This is a genomic window from Sphingobacterium puteale, from assembly GCF_003627955.1.
Lineage (GTDB): Bacteria > Bacteroidota > Bacteroidia > Sphingobacteriales > Sphingobacteriaceae > Sphingobacterium > Sphingobacterium puteale.
The window spans coordinates 318,788-334,645 of sequence record NZ_RBWS01000008.1; the positions used below are offsets into that span (position 1 = coordinate 318,788).

Genomic DNA, 15,858 nt, shown 5'->3' on the forward strand with positions numbered 1-15,858 from the left:
ATTTGGGAAAAGTTGCGTAATGGCTAATAGTGTATTAAATATTATAAAAATTGGCGGAAATATTATCGACGATGAGGGTCTGTTAGATTCTTTTTTAGAGAAATTTTCCGCACTGTCAGGGAAGAAAATCCTCGTGCATGGCGGTGGCAAAATTGCGACACGTCTCGCAAGTGAGCTTGGTCTACAAGCACAAATGGTTGATGGTCGCAGAGTGACAGATGAAAATATGCTGCGTATTGTGACGATGGTGTATGCTGGATTGACAAATAAGACCATCGTTGCCAAATTACAAAAACTAAAATGTGATGCTGTTGGTTTGACAGGGGCAGATGGTGATGTGATTAAGGCTATAAAAAGACCTGTCAAGGATATTGACTATGGTTTTGTTGGAGATTTATTGCATGATTCTGTGAATACATTGGCAATAAAAAAATTCCTGGAAGCGGGCTTTGTTCCGGTATTCTCTGCCATTACACATAATGGTTTAGGGCAGCTGCTCAATACGAATGCGGATACCATTGCATCTTCTTTAGCCGTCTCTTTGTCGTCCCTATATGAGACTTCGTTGGTATACTGCTTCGAGAAAAATGGAGTATTACGTGATGTGACCGATGAAAATTCGGTGATACCAACGATTAAATCCGACGAATTTGAATATCTTAAAGAGTCAGGCATTGTCAATGATGGTATGATTCCAAAATTGCAAAATGCATTTAATGCAATAAATAAAGGTGTTCAGGAGGTATATATTGGTCATGCCAATAATTTGCACTTGTTTCAACAAGGGCAGTTTGGTACCTGTTTGACATTAAAATAATCATGTAATCTAATCTAAACCCAACTATGAAAAAGGTCACTATTATCGGAAGTGGCAATATCGGTCTTTCCTTGGCGAAAGGGCTTGTAAAAAGCGCGTTCGCCAGTGCTGCCGATATTACATTGACCCGCAGAAATCTGAATGCTTTGGCTGAGGAAGCAAGCCAGGGATTCTCGGTAAGTAATGATAATAAAGCTGCTGTTAAAGGTGCTGATATTATTGTCTTCGCCGTATTACCGCAGCAATTAAAAAAGGTATTGGTTGAAGTCGCTCCTGAAATAGATAAGAAAAACCAGATTTTTGTTTCCATTGTATCTGGTGTTTCCTGTGCTGACCTGAGAGCTGTATTGGGTGATGATGCGACGGTAGTACGTGCGATGCCAAATACGGCCATTGCTATCGGTCAGTCGATGACTTGTATTGCGAGTGATCATGCTTCAGAAGGTAGTCTAGCTGAGGTAGAAAGAATGTTTGAGACCGTTGGTTCGGTAGTCATTATAAATGAAGATCTGATGACTTCAGCAACAGCCTTGTGTGCCTGTGGAATAGCATTTTTCTTACGTGCTATACGCGCTGCGTCACAAGGTGGGGTTGAAATTGGCTTCCATGCACATGATGCCTTAAAAATGGCTGTTCAGACGGCTAAAGGTGCCGCAGATTTATTATTGCACACGAATGCGCATCCTGAGGGCGAGATCGATAAGGTAACTTCACCGAAGGGATGTACCATAGCCGGATTGAATGAAATGGAACATCATGGTTTTAGTTCGGCTTTTATCAAAGGAATAAAATTGTCTGCGGATAAAGCAGGAGGACTATATCATGAAGGATAAGGAGAGCTTATTCAAAGATAGTTTAGCTTTATTGAAACAGTTGATCGCTCTTTCGTCCTTAAGTCGGGAGGAGGTCCTGACAGCTGACCTGATTGAGGCATTTTTCAAAGAAAGGCTCATTAAAACCTTTAGAAAGGGGAATAATGTTTGGGTATACAATAAACAGTACGCGCTAGATAAGCCGACTATTCTGCTTAATTCGCACCATGATACGGTAAAAGCCAATCCGGGTTACACCCGTGATCCATTGGCACCTTCTGAGGAGGATGGGAAACTGTACGGTCTAGGAAGTAACGATGCGGGCGGCTGTCTGGTGTCGTTGATCGCTACTTTCTTGTATTTTTATGACGAGAAGGATTTAAAATATAATTTTTGTGTAGTGGCGAGTGCCGAGGAGGAGATATCGGGCAGAAACGGGATTGAGTCTGTCCTGGAGGATATCGGACCTATTGATTTTGCAATTGTTGGCGAACCGACACTGCTGGATTTAGCTATCGCAGAAAAAGGTTTGATGGTATTGGACTGCAATGCGATAGGGGTAGCGGGCCATGCTGCGCGTAATGAAGGCGATAATGCTATTTATAAAGCAATTAAAGATATCCAGTGGTTTAAGGAGTATGCTTTTGAAAAAACATCAACGACTTTAGGCCCGATAAAAATGTCCGTGACAATGATTCAAGCAGGATCGCAGCATAATGTAGTACCGGCTAATTGTAGTTTTGTGGTTGATGTACGGACAACTGATGCTTATACAAATGAAGAAACACTGGCGATCATCAAATCTCACGTTACTTCTGAAGTTTCGGCTCGATCTACTCGTTTGAAATCATCTGCTATTCCGGAGGAACATCCTATCGTTCAGGCAGGAGTAAAACTTGGGCGTAAGCTATATGGGTCTCCGACAATGAGTGATCAGGCGCTTATTCCAGTACCTTCTTTGAAACTGGGGCCCGGAGACAGTGCAAGATCGCACATGGCTGATGAATTTATTTATATTGATGAAATTCGGGAAGGAATAGATTTGTATATAGCTATGCTACAAGAGATAGTATAAAAAAAGCTTCCAACTCTTGGAAGCTTTTTTTATACTAGACTAAGCTGATCTGCCGCTTAATACTTTCTTCAAGGGAGATAATCGTTTCTGTGCGCTGAATTCCGGGTACGGATTGAATATCTTCATTCAATACTTTTCTGAGGTGGACAGTGTCCCTACAGATAATTTTCGCAAAAATACTGTATTGGCCGGTACAATAATGTAACTCAACCACTTCTTTGATTTCTTTCAGCTTATCTACCGCATCTGCATATTGTGAACCTTTTTCTAGATAAATACCGAGAAAGGCGGTGATGTCAAATCCAACTTTTTGGGGATTGATAATAAGATTTGAACCTCTGATGATACCTAACTCTTCCATCTTCTTCATTCTAACGTGGATGGTACCACCTGATACGATTAGCTTTTTTGCAATCTCGGTATAAGGAATAGAAGCATCGTTCATTAGAATAGACAGGATTTGGATATCCAAATTGTCTAGATCATAGTTTGCATATTGATTTTCCATTAACAATGGGTTTTGTGTTTCATTCATTGGTCATACATTAAAATCTGACCAATTGCTAAAATAATTAAATTTATTTCAAAATTACTAAGAATTTTCGGTTTGTAGATGTAAATTTAATAAAAAATACTTATTGATATTGATAATGTTGTATGTTTTTGATTGAAAGTGCTTATAATTGTTTTAGAGGTGATTTTATTGTAAAGTTATCGGATTCTTTCGTTATCTTGTTATTAAAGTTGAGAGGAAATATAGGGATATCGTGTGATTAAGGATCTCATACGGCGTTATGAAGATCAAAGGTAAAATAAGAGTAAACTGTAGGGCCTGTCACAGCAAGGTCTCAATACTAGAATAACGATGGAAGAAGTTCAAGATGTAAAGATTTCGAGGAAGAAGCCGATTTTTGAGGTAGGGGAAGGGCTCCATAAATATCTTAGGCTATATCAACGGGATGAGAAATTGCCCATTGGTTATAAGGATCTATTGAATTTTACAGAGACGGTACCGGTCATGGATAAATTTGGTCATGATACTTTTTGGGAAACTCCACTTTATCCTCAATATCTCATTGATCAGTTGTACGACGGGTTAAAAGTAATTTATGCTAAGCTCAAAGCTTCTGGTAATACACGGATTGTACAGCACAAATATATCGACCGTGTGGAGTATTGTGGTTTTGGTAATACGAGGCCTTTTCGTATTCGTATTGTAAACCGGCTGAATGACGTCTATGATTATTTCTATATCAAGCAGGCAGATGCATCACGGATATACGGTTTAGAGCTGGAGGAAATACTATCTCCCAATCAGGTCAACTATATGGTGGATCAGGATACACTGGTTGAAGAACATATTGTTGGTATCCCCGGTGATATATTTTCTCAAACCCGAATGTTTACGCCTGATTACAATTTGACACGTATTTCGAAGGAATTCGTCAAGTTTAATGAACGTTGTATTATCACGCTGCTGGGAGATATGCGTGCCTATAATTTTGTTATGCAGATTACACCTGATTTTGATGACTTTCAGTTTCGGATCAGAGCAATTGATTTTGATCAACAATTTTATGAGGGAAATCCCAAGGTATATATGCCACAGTTCTTTAAAGAGAACTATCCATACGTCAAGCTTGCCATGGAGCATTTGACAGAAAAAACGGTGCAGCAATATCAACAGGAGGAACGTTCTTCGATCGTGCACAGGGTGCGAAGCGAGCGACACCGCATTGCTGATCTTCGGGATGCTTCGCAGACTCAGATCCTTTCAACACCCGAAAACATTAAACAACTGCGCGAAGGTTATGCGGAGTTTTACCAAAATAACTCTTACTTGAAATGTAAGACAATGACTGATATTGTTGAATTAAATGTGAAAAATGTGATTCGACAGGTACAGATGTAATTATCTGATTCGGTCTTTATTGTCTTTGATAAAAGAGGACCATCCTGAATAGGATTTTCCGTTGCCAGTGCTGCTGTTTTTTTGAAATGAATGACAGACCGCAATTGCCAGCCCATCTGTCGCATCTAGGAATTGGGGCGTTTCTTCAAACTTTAATAGGTTTTTGAGCATGGCAGATACCTGTTCTTTCGTAGCATTTCCATTTCCGGTGACGGATTGCTTTATTTTTCTGGGGGAATATTCAAAGATCGGAATATCCTGTGCCAGTGCAGCAGCCATGGCAACGCCCTGCGCTCGTCCTAGTTTGAGCATCACTTGAATATTTTTGCCGTAGAAGGGAGACTCTAGCGCAACGCAATCCGGATTATATTCCTGCATTAGTGCAGAGGTCTTTTTGAAGATGCGTTGCAGTTTTAATGCATGGTCATCGAGATGCCCCATCTTGATCACACCCATTGAAATAAGGGATATGGTATTGCCGACTTCTCTGATAATTCCGTACCCAAGCACGACCGTACCGGGATCTATCCCTAGAATGATTCTTTCTTTCGCCTTTTCCTTCTGCATGTACAATATTACAAATTTTGCGCTTTATAAGTGGATTGATGTCTACAAAACTTAATCATTTGGCCAAAATTTAGTAACATTGCTCTCTAATTATCAAAAGTTGACCGGGAGACAAAAAAAATACATCAGTCTTTTATTAAAGATACTGGTTTTTGCACTTGCGACATGGTATATTATTACCAAGGTGTCTGATAAGAGTAATATCGATAAGTTTAAGACACTGATCACTGGATTGGAACAGCATTCTGTTGTATGGACGCTGATCTTGATTGTTGTTTTAATGCTTGTAAACTGGCTTCTGGAGGTTGTTAAATGGCGCTATCTAGCATCCAAACTGGAGCGAATATCCTTTTGGAAGGCGTTTCAATCCGTTTTTTGTGGACTTACTTGGGCGATTTTTACCCCGAATAGGATTGGCGAATATGGTGGAAGGGTATTATTTCTGAAACCCCAAAATAGAGCTAAGGGAGCCGTCGCCATGGGCGTTGGTTTATTTGCCCAATTGGTACTGACGAGTGTAGCAGGATCACTGAGCATTGCTTGGTTTCTCTGTAAGTTCTTATCTACGCCATTATCTGTTCAGTTTGGTGTTTGGTTGTTGGCTATTATTTATGCTGTCGGGTTTGTGATATTGTATTTTAATGTGCGATGGGTGGATATGCTTGTGGGCCGAATTAAGTTTTTGACGAAAATCAAACCTTTTTTTGAAGTTCTTGAACATTATTCTGCACGTGAGCTCTGTATTGTTTTGCTAAATTCATTGGCTAGATTTATCATTTTTACCTCACAATATATTATTTTGATGAAATTGACTTTGCCTGAATTGCCTCTTTTATCCATGATCTTGATGATTTTTATCCTCTTTTTCGTTCAGGCAGCACTACCAACCTTGGATATTTTTGATTTTAGTGTGCGGAGTTTTGTGGCAAGTAATCTTTATAGCTATATTACAACACAGGAGATTGCGGTGATGGCTATTGTATCATGTATTTGGTTTGTCAATTTAATTCTTCCTGCAATATTTGGTTCTATTTTTGTTTTTAAGATAAATTTTTTCGGTGATACAAATTCTTAGCTATTTATTGATCAGTTTTGCCTGTGTGTACGCTATTCTCGTATTATGGATGCGGAAAGGTTGGGCCAGGATCCAGGTGCCTTATAGTAACTTAATTTCTACAAAAACCGTATCGGTAATTATTGCTGCCCGTAATGAAGAATTAAATATCCGGAGAACGATAGAATCCATATTAAATCAAAATTTTCCAAAAGAGCTTCTTGAACTTATCATTATTGATGACCATTCGGACGACAATACCTCCGCGATTGTTAAAGAATATATAGAAAGTGGAGTCAAGCTGATTCAGTTAAATGAGAATGGTCGGATGAATTCCTATAAGAAGCTGGCCATTTCGAGGGCAATTGACTGCTGTAGGGGGGAAATTGTTATAACGACTGACGCGGACTGCCGGATGGGCCCAAATTGGTTGGCTACCGTGATCGGAACCTTTGAAAAGGAAGATGCTTATTTATTGTCTTCTCCAGTCGTATACTCGGAGGAAAAGAGCTTTTTTGAACGACTACAGACCTTGGAATTCCTGTATCTTATAGGCCTTGGTGCAGCGGGGATAGGTAATGGAAAACCTACGACCTGTAATGGTGCGAATTTAGCTTATCGAAAAGATATATTTAAACAAATGGGAGGGTTTAAAGGTATCGATGAGCTTGCTTCGGGGGACGATGAGTTATTTTTGCATAAAGTGGCGGAGAAGTATCCCGAACGAATTGCTTTTTGTAAATCAGAGGATGCTATTGTGTATACAGACGCTAAGCCTGATCTTGGGTCATTTATTAGTCAAAGAAGACGCTGGGCATCCAAGAGTACCAGGTATAAAAATAAAGGCGTCATTGCTTTAGGAATTGCTATTTGGCTGTTTAATGTGCTATTGCTGCTGGCAGCAATTCTTGCGATCACAGGAGGGAAGACACTTGGATGGGTTGTCCTCTTTGCATTGCTCCTTAAAATAACAGTTGAGTTTTTGTTTATTCAGCCCTTAACCAATTTCGCAAAACGCGCGACTTTGCTTTGGTATCTCCCGATATTGAGTCTTGCTCATATTCTATACTTAGCTTATATCGGAATATTGGGGAATGTTGGAAAATACGATTGGAAGGGTAGGCAAGTCAAATAAAACTATATTAATTTTCCACTTTCCGCTTAATCGTTTCTTCCGCTAATTTTACGATTTCCTCGATATTTTTATCCGCGGTGTCCAAAGGGTCCAGTACTTCCCATGTCATATGTAAAAAAGGAGTCAGTGGATACATGCCATATTGTACCATTTCGTAGGATCCTTTTATCGCAATCGGGACCACCAATGCATTTGGGTTTTTCTTTAATAATGTTGCAATACCACCAACGTGAAAAGCTTTCATCTTGCCTGTTTTTGACCGGGTCCCTTCTGGAAAGATAAAGGCCGACCAATTTTTTGTTTTCATATTGTTGGCAAGTTTGAGGATCTCAGCTATGGATTGTTTTGGGTCATTACGATCAATATTGGCAGCCCCACCATGTTTTAGGTTAAATGAAATACTGGGTATACCACTGGCCAGTTCAATTTTTGAGATAAATTTTCCATGAAATCTTCGCAGAAAATAGATCAGTGGGGGGATGTCAAAAGTACTTTGATGATTGGCAACAAATATGATCGGCTGCCCTAATGGGATGGATTTATTGTCAATAAAAGTGACCCTATTGAATAAGGTATAGTAGCATGCAACCAAACATGCATTTAAGATGTCAACGCTTTTTTTATGCGCATTGTAGCCTCCTAATTTTAGGCATAGCCATTGGATAGGGTGGAATATAATCAAAGATAAGCCAAAACAAAACCAAAATATAATAGATAGGATATAGCCTAAAAACTTTTTCATATGCTTTTTTTATTGTTTACAAATATATCATTAAGCAACCATTTTTGAAAAATATTGATAATATTGTGTTTTATTTTAATAATATTAATATTATATTTAACAATATTAATATTCATTTTGTAGAATGAAAAAAATACCTATAAATTGTCCATGTTGTGATGCGAAGTTAAAAGTCTCCAAGCTGGTCTGTGATTCCTGCGATACCGAAGTTGTTGGTAAGTTTACTTTACCCTTACTCATGCAACTGACAGTAGAAGAGCAGGAGTTTGTTCTGAATTTTCTAAAGTATTCAGGTAGCTTAAAAGAGATGGCCAACCAGATGGGTAAATCTTATCCTACTGTTCGCAATATCCTAGATGATCTGATTCATAAATTAAATACGTTTACCAATGAAAATTAAGCAGTTGTTATTAAATCCCTTTGTGGATTTTTCTGAACGGGTACTGTTTGTTGTAGGTATCATCGGCTTTTTGTTTTCCAGTTATCTTGTTTATCTGTCTGGCGAGCAATTTAATGGCTTTATGCATTTCTTTAGACCCCAAGTACCGGTTTCCTTTATTACGGTGTTAAAAGTTCATCTCTATATGGTTTTGGCTCCTTTAATTTTATTATATGCAGTAGGGAGGATGCTAAACCATAGGACCAGAATCATCGATGTATTGAATGTCATTTTGATTGCGCCATTTCCGCTTTACTTGGTTCTGCTACTGGGTAAACTACTGAATCAGGATGAATTTACCAAACAGATTGATGAAGCCTTAAAAAATGGTGATCATACTTTATCGACTATAGATAAAGGCCAAATGATATTATTTGCTGTATTTGGAATATTGGCGCTATTTCTCCTGTTTTACCAGTTCTATTTATTAGTCAAAGGAATGAATGTTGCCGTAAACAATAAAAAGATTTGGATAAGCATATTATTTGTGGCATTATATTTTATACTTGATTTAGGTATACAGTTTTATTTTTGATAGCAAGGAAATGATGAAGAAAATTTTCTATTTATTTTTGATCTGTTTGCAGTTCTCATGTGCAGATGCACAGACCTTTGATGGTTCATGGAAAGGTGAAGTGAGCGTGTCTGGGCAGAAATTACTTTTGGTATTTAATCTAAAACAGGATAGTAATGATAATTGGGTAGGAACTTTTGAAAGTCCGATGCAGACCTCATTGAAATTTCCGATTAATACAATAGAAGTGAACAAGGACTCGATATCGATGGATGTCAAAGCGATAGGTCTATTTTATACAGCTTATCTGGATCGGGATAAAGATGTGATGAAGGGAGTGATGAAGCAGGGGAGTTTTGAATCTGCCATGATATTGGTACGAAGTGAAAGTGAGCAAAGCGGACTTTCCCGTAAGCAGGACGTCTTTCCTCCCTACGGTTACATCGAACAGGAGGTTACGTTTCAAAATGTGAAAGGAAATGCTACTTTAGCGGGAACGCTTACTTATCCCAAAGGGGGAGGCGCTTTTCCGGCTGTTATCCTCGTTAATGGAAGTGGACAACAAAATAGAGATTCAGAAGTTTTTGGGCATCGGCCATTTAAAATATTGGCGGATCACCTCAGTAAAAATGGTTTTGCCGTGCTTCGTTATGATGATCGCGGTATAGGCGGTTCTAAGGGAGAGGTCAATTTGGCTACGACGGTTGATTTCGCTTCGGATGCTAATGCAGCTGTGGATTTTCTGAGCAGGCAACAGATGGTCAACACAGAAAAAATTGGTATTATCGGTCATAGTGAAGGAGCTTTGATCGCTGAAATGGTTGCGGCGGAGAACGATAACGTCAATTATATTGCTTTGTTGTCCGGACCTGTCCTCAAAGGTGATTCCTTATTGATTCTGCAGAGCTATGCTTTGGGGAAAGTGGCTGGATTATCTGAACCGGCCTTGGAAATAAATAAGCGCAATAACAGAAGGTTATATGACATTCTGCTGACGGATGAGCCGCCAGAGGATCTGGCAAAATCATTGGAAAAAGAACTTATCAGTCAAAACAATGGAAATGCATTAACATCAGCTATGAAAGTTAAATTGAGTCCGATGTTGATCCCATGGTTCAAAACTTTTCTCCGCATCGATCCGGCTTACTATCTTAAGCAAGTGACAGTACCTGTTTTCGCGTCCTTTGGGGGAAAGGATATCCAGGTTCCTGCAAATGAAAATATCTATGCTCTTCAACGCCTTCACTTAAATACGACAGATGTAATAATTAAAGATTACCCCAATTTGAACCATCTCTTCCAAAACGCGCAAACAGGAAAAATTGAAGAATATTTTGAAAACTCGGAAAGTTTCAATGAACAACTAATGGATGATCTTACAAAGTGGCTTAAATTGAAGGCAAAGTAATTGGATCAAGATATTCGTATGAACGACACCTATTAAAAGTTCAGCGTCCTATCTAAAGATCTATCGGAGATAGATCTTTAGATAGGACGCTGATAAGTGAATATTTTAGCAATACGCCGTTTTCTTCTTCTTACTTGTTAGGGCGTTGTATTGGCTACAGGAAGGATTTTGCCATTGAAATATTTATGCCCATTCTGTGCAAAATCAGCAATATATCTGCCCATTTCAAACGCAAGCGTACCAGCCTCCATGCCCGGGAATGCAGCTTCAAACATCTCGGTTTGTGACGATCCCAAGGCTAAGCAGTTAACCTTGATGCCGTTCTCCTTAAACTCTTCAGCGAGACATTCTGTTAAAATCGCCAACGCGCCTTTACTGGTAGAATAAGCTGAAAGCCCGGGAAATTTCATTGAGCCTTGAAAGCCGCCCATACTGCTGATGTTGACAATATGGGAACCTTCGTGCATGAACGGAACAACATGCTGTATCATATTGACGTGTCCCATAATATTTGCCTGAAGCATTTCCGCAAAATCCTGACTGCTGGTCTCCATGAACGGTTTATTGATTAATGCCCCGGCATTGTTGATCAGGATGTCAACGCTGTCAAATTTCGATTGAATAAAAGGAACTAGCGTTGCATAGTCATCATAAACGATATCAAATTGCGCAGGGTAGAGTGTACCCCCGTCATAATTGAGCTGACTTGCGATTTCATGAAGTTTTCTCAATTTGTCTGCAGATCGGGCCAATGCAATAACCTTGTTGTCCTTTTTTGAGGTCAAATCAAGTACAGCTTCAAACCCCACCCCGCTGCTTGCTCCGGTAATAATAATATTCGCCATGTTTATTCTTCTAATTTTTGACTTTGTTCAACTTCTTCGACAGAGGGCAGTTTATCCTCTCCGATTGCTTTGGGATTGAAGATAAAATAAATTCCGGAGAGTGCAACCATCGCCGAGATAATATAAAATAACAATGTGATCAATACCGCATTGTGTGAATCAACCTGAAATATGCCTGCTCCCCACATGATTACGAGTTCGCGCATACCCAATCCGCCCACGGAGAAAGGGATGATAGAGACTAATGAAGACGCCAGAAATAGAAATAGATAAGGGGAGAACTTTCCGTTAAATCCTAAGGCATAAAGAATTAAAATCGCTGCGAGCACTTGCATGGACTGCACACCAATCGCTTTTAGGTGCGCTTTTAGGAAGGTAGACCCGTACTCTTTGAAAAATTTTGTGACAATAAAATAGTAGAGGATACTGCCTAACATAAACAAAATGACCGTCAGGTAATTTGGAATTCCCAGCTGTGGCATGTAGGTAATTAAAGCGGCAATAATTAGGCATAAGGCCCATAAACCACTTAGCCTGTCTAAGAATAGTGCCGTAAATAATTTCCGGCCTTTAATACTGAATCTTTTTCGTAGAAAGAAGATTTTGTATCCATCTCCACCTACTCCCCCCGGTAGAATGAGGTTGTAGAATAGTCCCAACTGGTAGAGCTTCAAATTATATTTTTCGGAAACATCCAAACCAATTGCCCTCAAAAAGGTTAATAAGCGTGAAGACGATATAAAAATTGAGACGCTATAAGCTAATAATGCTAGGAATAAAAAGATAGGATTTGAATGAATTACAGCTTCTTTGAGATCTTTTAGCGAAACTTTACTGAAAACCCAATATAAGGCTCCCACAGTAACGACAATCTTTAGTATATTTTTTAGGATCTTAAAACCTTTTTTTTTGTCCATAGAAGTTTATTTTTCCAATCTTAATCAATTATATTGGCGATTTTGGAAAATTCAAAGTTAGGAACTTTGTCGAATTGTGCAATTTTACTTAAGCGATAGTTGGGTAAATTCTTGAATACAATAATATCAGATATAAAATACCGAATATTGTCGCAAGAGAAAATAGCCAATTTAGGTCAATTCTATTATATTTGTGTTTTAGCACAGCAATCATTAAACCGACGATAAAGCAAAATAGCAAAATAGGGGCGATCAAAGAAACCTTATTTGTGAAGGCTAAGCTGATTTGACTTAATTTTGCCTTAGCTTCCTGGCCAAGAAAAAGTGGATAGGTTGCGAAGGCCAGGAGAATAATAAATAGCCTTAAAAGAGTTTTTGCAATTATTTTGCTTATGGTATGATTTTTGGCTGTAATCTTCATGATTTGTGGATTAATTTACCCCAAAAATACAATTTGAAATTAAAATTTAGACATATGAATCGATTCGTTTTATCATTAGCAACTGTTTTTGCTACGGTGTCCTTATTCTCTTGTGGTGCACAAAAGCAAGGTACATCATCTGGAAATCCTAGTTATGGTTCTTCCAATACAAGTGCAGCTTCGGGACCTAGCGCCTCAGAGTGGAAATCTGCCGTGAAAGGAACTTGGACACTGAATTCAATCGATAGGGAAAACTTACCTTCTACGTTCACGATTAAAAGCGTCTTTGAAGAAGCTCCAGCAGAGTGTTTTGTAGGTAGTTCATGGAATTTTATTGGAAACGGAAAGGGATCAATCACCTTTAACGCGCAAGGTACTTTATGTGCTCCGGGGGCATCACGTGAGATCTTCTGGTCTATCTATAATCCTGGAAAAGGTCTAGGTGAGCCGCAATTCCAGTTTAAAAAGATCTATGCAGGAGATAAAGCCAAAAACGTGACCACAGGTTACCGTTTGGATCTGTCTTATTCTGATGGTAATAAATTAGTCATGAAAATGCCGTTGACAGTTGCCAATGGTGAAGCATATTTGGTCTTTAATTTCTCCCGCGTAAATTAACAGAAGCAAGAAAAAAGGCATAATGAAAAGCTATAGGAAATCCTATGGCTTTTTTTGTTGAAAATTTAATACTTTTACACTCCGAAACCATCATGATTTATTCCTATTGGGAATGGAGTTGAACAGATTTATCGGATGAAAAATAGCATGATTCCCGGCGACAAGGCTAGGAATTGCTCAATATAGATAGAAATATGGCTGAACAAAACACGAAAACTGCATTGATAACAGGTATTACAGGTCAAGATGGTGCCTATTTAGCAGAATTCCTATTGAAAAAAGGTTATAGGGTACATGGTCTAAAACGCCGGAGCTCCCTTTTCAATACCGATCGTATTGATCACCTTTATCAAGATCCCCATCTTGACAATAGAAATTTTACATTGCATTTTGGTGATTTGACTGATTCAACCAATTTGATCCGCGTTATTCAGGAGACGCAACCGGATGAAATCTACAATCTAGCGGCGCAATCCCACGTTAAGGTAAGTTTTGATACCCCCGAATATACCGCCAATGCCGATGGAATCGGTACACTTCGTATATTGGAAGCAGTCAGATTACTGGGAATGATTGAGAAAACACGTATTTATCAGGCCTCAACTTCTGAGCTATATGGTCTGGTGCAAGCGGTGCCGCAAAGTGAAACTACTCCTTTCTACCCGCGAAGCCCGTATGCTGTTGCCAAGATGTATGGCTATTGGATTACTGTTAATTACCGCGAAGCCTATAAGATGTATGCCTGTAACGGTATTTTGTTCAATCACGAAAGTCCTGTTCGGGGCGAGACATTTGTGACGCGTAAAATAACCCGTGCTGTAGCAAAAATTGCATTGGGATTGCAGGACAAACTCTATCTGGGAAATCTTTCTGCTCAACGGGATTGGGGACATGCAAAGGACTATGTTGAGGCGATGTGGTTGATACTCCAACAGGAAAAACCTGAGGATTTTGTCATTGCGACCGGAGTTACCACAACTGTCAGAGACTTTGTCCGCTTAGCTTTTGCCGAACTGGGGATTGAAATCGAATTCAGCGGGAAAGGAGAGCAAGAAAAAGGAGTGATCATTGATGTTGATGAGGAGCGTTTGGCCGAATTGAATATTGATAAATCGCAGATTAAGTTTGGGCAAACAGTCGTTAAAGTGGATCCGGCTTATTACCGACCGACAGAAGTTGATTTGCTTATTGGAGATCCTACCAAAGCAAATACCAAGCTAGGCTGGAAACCTAAATATAACCTCCAGATGCTCGTAACAGATATGGTACAATCAGATCTGCATCTCATGAGAAAGGAAGAATATTTGAAACAAGGTGGTTTTCAGACACTGAACTATTTTGAATAATTCATAATTGATAAGGAAAAAATAAAACTGGAATAATTTTTGTTTAAACATTTATTGGTATGAATCAATGAATTCATACGATGAATATGACAGTGTATTATGATGAATTCAGAGGTTGTTTCGAATAAGAAGGAGGACGAAAAGAAGAGAGATTCTTCTAAAGTTTATTTCTTCATCATTGCGATAGCAGCGTTACTAGCAACGAATATATATTTTTATGTTAAGTTTAAGACGAATGGAGAAAAAGTCTATGCCTTAACTGTAGAAAAAGAAAACCTTCAGGTACAGATCGATCGGATAGAGGCCGAGTTGGATAAGATTGACGTTGAAAATATTCAATTGACTCCTGAGATGACGGTGCAAAAGGATGATTCGAGAGCAGAAATTGCTGCGTTACGGAAAAAGCTTGAAAATAAAAGCATTACTCCTAAAGATATTGATGATGCGCAACGTAAAATCAATCTATTAAAGAAGCAAGTTGACAATTATCGTGTGGATGTTCAGCGATTGATTCAGGAAAATCAAATTTTATCAAAGCAGAATTCAAATTTGAATGAGTCTGTTGCCGAGAAAAACAAACAAATTACTTCTTTGACGACGACTAATTCTGAATTGAAGGAGAAAGTGACAACAGCATCTGCTTTAAAGGTCTCAAGTATCAGCATTAATGGGCTTGAGGTCAAAAAAAATGGTAAAGAGTCTGTTGAAGAACGGGCCAAGCGTGTGGATAAACTGAAGATCAATTTTACCATCGCCGATAATGCACTGGCAAAAAATGGAGAGCGGGACATTTATATAAGAATTATCGATCCGCAAGGTAACCTGGTTGTTCAGGGAGACAATATTTTCTTTGTTCATGGTGAAAAATTGCAATATACCTTTAAGCATAATATTTTGTTTACGAATAAAGGAGAGGATTATATTGTGTATTGGGCAGCAGAGAATGGTTTTACCAAAGGAGCATATACGGTATTACTTTACGAAGACAATGCTATAATGGGCAGATCCACAGTGGTATTGCGTTAGTAAAGCAGTAATATAAAAAAGATAGAACGGGCGTCCCACAGTGATGCCCGTTTCGTTTTACAGTCCGCTCAATTTTTCAGTTTGGTTTTAGGATCTTTTTGTCATTTACTTTACGACACAAATGAAATTCTTTAGGATCAGGCGTACAAAAGTTGATGATTTAGTCCAAGTGGCGAAGAAGTCACTAAATGGCATTATGTGATGATCCTA

The 15,858-nt window shown here is 38.9% G+C and carries 18 protein-coding genes; 12 read left to right on the top strand and 6 right to left on the bottom strand.

The window, feature by feature from the left end; all coding sequences use genetic code 11:
- The first annotated feature begins 19 nt into the window (after positions 1–19).
- From argB to D7322_RS12200, 3 genes are read left to right on the top strand one after another with little or no spacing between them, the layout of a single operon-like run.
- The gene (gene argB / locus D7322_RS12190; protein WP_108636189.1) at positions 20–817 is read left to right on the top strand and encodes an acetylglutamate kinase; all 798 of its coding nucleotides are present in this window, start codon (positions 20–22) and stop codon (positions 815–817) included.
- Positions 818–843: 26 nt separating this feature from the next.
- On the top strand, positions 844–1,650 hold the full coding sequence (gene proC / locus D7322_RS12195; RefSeq protein ID WP_121124476.1) for a pyrroline-5-carboxylate reductase: 807 nt from the start codon (positions 844–846) through the stop codon (positions 1,648–1,650).
- Positions 1,640–2,704, top strand: coding sequence for a M20 family metallo-hydrolase (locus D7322_RS12200; RefSeq protein WP_121124477.1), 1,065 nt, complete (start codon positions 1,640–1,642; stop codon positions 2,702–2,704). Before proC ends, D7322_RS12200 begins: the two co-directional genes overlap by 11 nt.
- 34 nt (positions 2,705–2,738) lie before the next feature.
- Here the strand turns inward: D7322_RS12200 and D7322_RS12205 are convergent, their stop codons facing one another.
- Positions 2,739–3,212, bottom strand: coding sequence for an Lrp/AsnC ligand binding domain-containing protein (locus D7322_RS12205; RefSeq protein ID WP_046674894.1), 474 nt, complete (start codon positions 3,210–3,212; stop codon positions 2,739–2,741).
- Between the two features lie 357 nt (positions 3,213–3,569).
- Here D7322_RS12205 and D7322_RS12210 point away from each other — a divergent pair, with 357 nt between their 5' ends.
- Positions 3,570–4,616, top strand: coding sequence for a hypothetical protein (locus D7322_RS12210; RefSeq protein WP_108636380.1), 1,047 nt, complete (start codon positions 3,570–3,572; stop codon positions 4,614–4,616).
- Here D7322_RS12210 and ruvC read toward each other — a convergent pair whose 3' ends face one another.
- Positions 4,617–5,183 (bottom strand): crossover junction endodeoxyribonuclease RuvC, encoded by a 567-nt coding sequence (ruvC, locus tag D7322_RS12215; RefSeq protein ID WP_121124478.1) that lies wholly within the window; start codon positions 5,181–5,183, stop codon positions 4,617–4,619.
- 100 nt (positions 5,184–5,283) lie between these two features.
- Between ruvC and D7322_RS12220 the strand changes: the two genes are divergently transcribed.
- Positions 5,284–6,258, top strand: a complete 975-nt coding sequence (locus D7322_RS12220; protein WP_108636185.1) for a lysylphosphatidylglycerol synthase domain-containing protein — start codon at positions 5,284–5,286, stop codon at positions 6,256–6,258.
- Entirely contained in the window at positions 6,242–7,372 is a 1,131-nt protein-coding gene (locus D7322_RS12225; RefSeq protein ID WP_245971328.1) for a glycosyltransferase, read from the top strand. Before D7322_RS12220 ends, D7322_RS12225 begins: the two co-directional genes overlap by 17 nt.
- Positions 7,373–7,379: 7 nt before the next feature.
- On the opposite strand, the gene D7322_RS12230 is transcribed toward D7322_RS12225, so the two are convergent.
- Complete coding sequence (locus D7322_RS12230; protein ID WP_121124480.1) at positions 7,380–8,114, bottom strand: lysophospholipid acyltransferase family protein; 735 nt, start codon at positions 8,112–8,114, stop codon at positions 7,380–7,382.
- 124 nt (positions 8,115–8,238) lie between these two features.
- Between D7322_RS12230 and D7322_RS12235 the strand changes: the two genes are divergently transcribed.
- Genes D7322_RS12235 through D7322_RS12245 form a run of 3 tightly spaced genes read left to right on the top strand, consistent with a single transcriptional unit; the run spans position 8,239 to position 10,475 of the window.
- Positions 8,239–8,514, top strand: coding sequence for a DUF2089 family protein (locus tag D7322_RS12235; protein WP_121124481.1), 276 nt, complete (start codon positions 8,239–8,241; stop codon positions 8,512–8,514).
- Positions 8,504–9,088 carry a YIP1 family protein gene (locus tag D7322_RS12240; RefSeq protein ID WP_121124482.1) on the top strand — a complete coding sequence of 195 codons (585 nt, stop codon included), beginning with the start codon at positions 8,504–8,506 and terminating at the stop codon, positions 9,086–9,088. The genes D7322_RS12235 and D7322_RS12240 overlap by 11 nt, the downstream gene beginning before the upstream one ends.
- Before the next feature lie 10 nt (positions 9,089–9,098).
- A complete protein-coding gene (locus D7322_RS12245) occupies positions 9,099–10,475 on the top strand; it encodes an alpha/beta hydrolase family protein (RefSeq protein WP_121124483.1) in 1,377 nt (458 codons plus the stop codon).
- A 137-nt stretch (positions 10,476–10,612) separates the two neighbouring features.
- Here D7322_RS12245 and D7322_RS12250 read toward each other — a convergent pair whose 3' ends face one another.
- The 3 genes from D7322_RS12250 to D7322_RS12260 all read right to left on the bottom strand — a co-directional run bounded on the left by D7322_RS12250 (position 10,613) and on the right by D7322_RS12260 (position 12,658).
- On the bottom strand, positions 10,613–11,320 hold the full coding sequence (locus D7322_RS12250; protein ID WP_121124484.1) for an SDR family NAD(P)-dependent oxidoreductase: 708 nt from the start codon (positions 11,318–11,320) through the stop codon (positions 10,613–10,615).
- Between the two features lie 2 nt (positions 11,321–11,322).
- Positions 11,323–12,237 carry a lysylphosphatidylglycerol synthase transmembrane domain-containing protein gene (locus D7322_RS12255; protein WP_121124485.1) on the bottom strand — a complete coding sequence of 305 codons (915 nt, stop codon included), beginning with the start codon at positions 12,235–12,237 and terminating at the stop codon, positions 11,323–11,325.
- Between the two features lie 88 nt (positions 12,238–12,325).
- Positions 12,326–12,658, bottom strand: coding sequence for a hypothetical protein (locus D7322_RS12260; RefSeq protein ID WP_121124486.1), 333 nt, complete (start codon positions 12,656–12,658; stop codon positions 12,326–12,328).
- A 54-nt stretch (positions 12,659–12,712) separates the two neighbouring features.
- Between D7322_RS12260 and D7322_RS12265 the strand changes: the two genes are divergently transcribed.
- From D7322_RS12265 to D7322_RS12275, 3 genes are all read left to right on the top strand, one after another.
- Positions 12,713–13,276, top strand: coding sequence for a lipocalin family protein (locus D7322_RS12265; RefSeq protein WP_121124552.1), 564 nt, complete (start codon positions 12,713–12,715; stop codon positions 13,274–13,276).
- 194 nt (positions 13,277–13,470) lie between these two features.
- Complete coding sequence (gene gmd, locus D7322_RS12270; protein ID WP_121124487.1) at positions 13,471–14,622, top strand: GDP-mannose 4,6-dehydratase; 1,152 nt, start codon at positions 13,471–13,473, stop codon at positions 14,620–14,622.
- A 99-nt stretch (positions 14,623–14,721) separates the two neighbouring features.
- Positions 14,722–15,648, top strand: coding sequence for a hypothetical protein (locus D7322_RS12275; RefSeq protein ID WP_121124488.1), 927 nt, complete (start codon positions 14,722–14,724; stop codon positions 15,646–15,648).
- Positions 15,649–15,858: the final 210 nt, after the last annotated feature.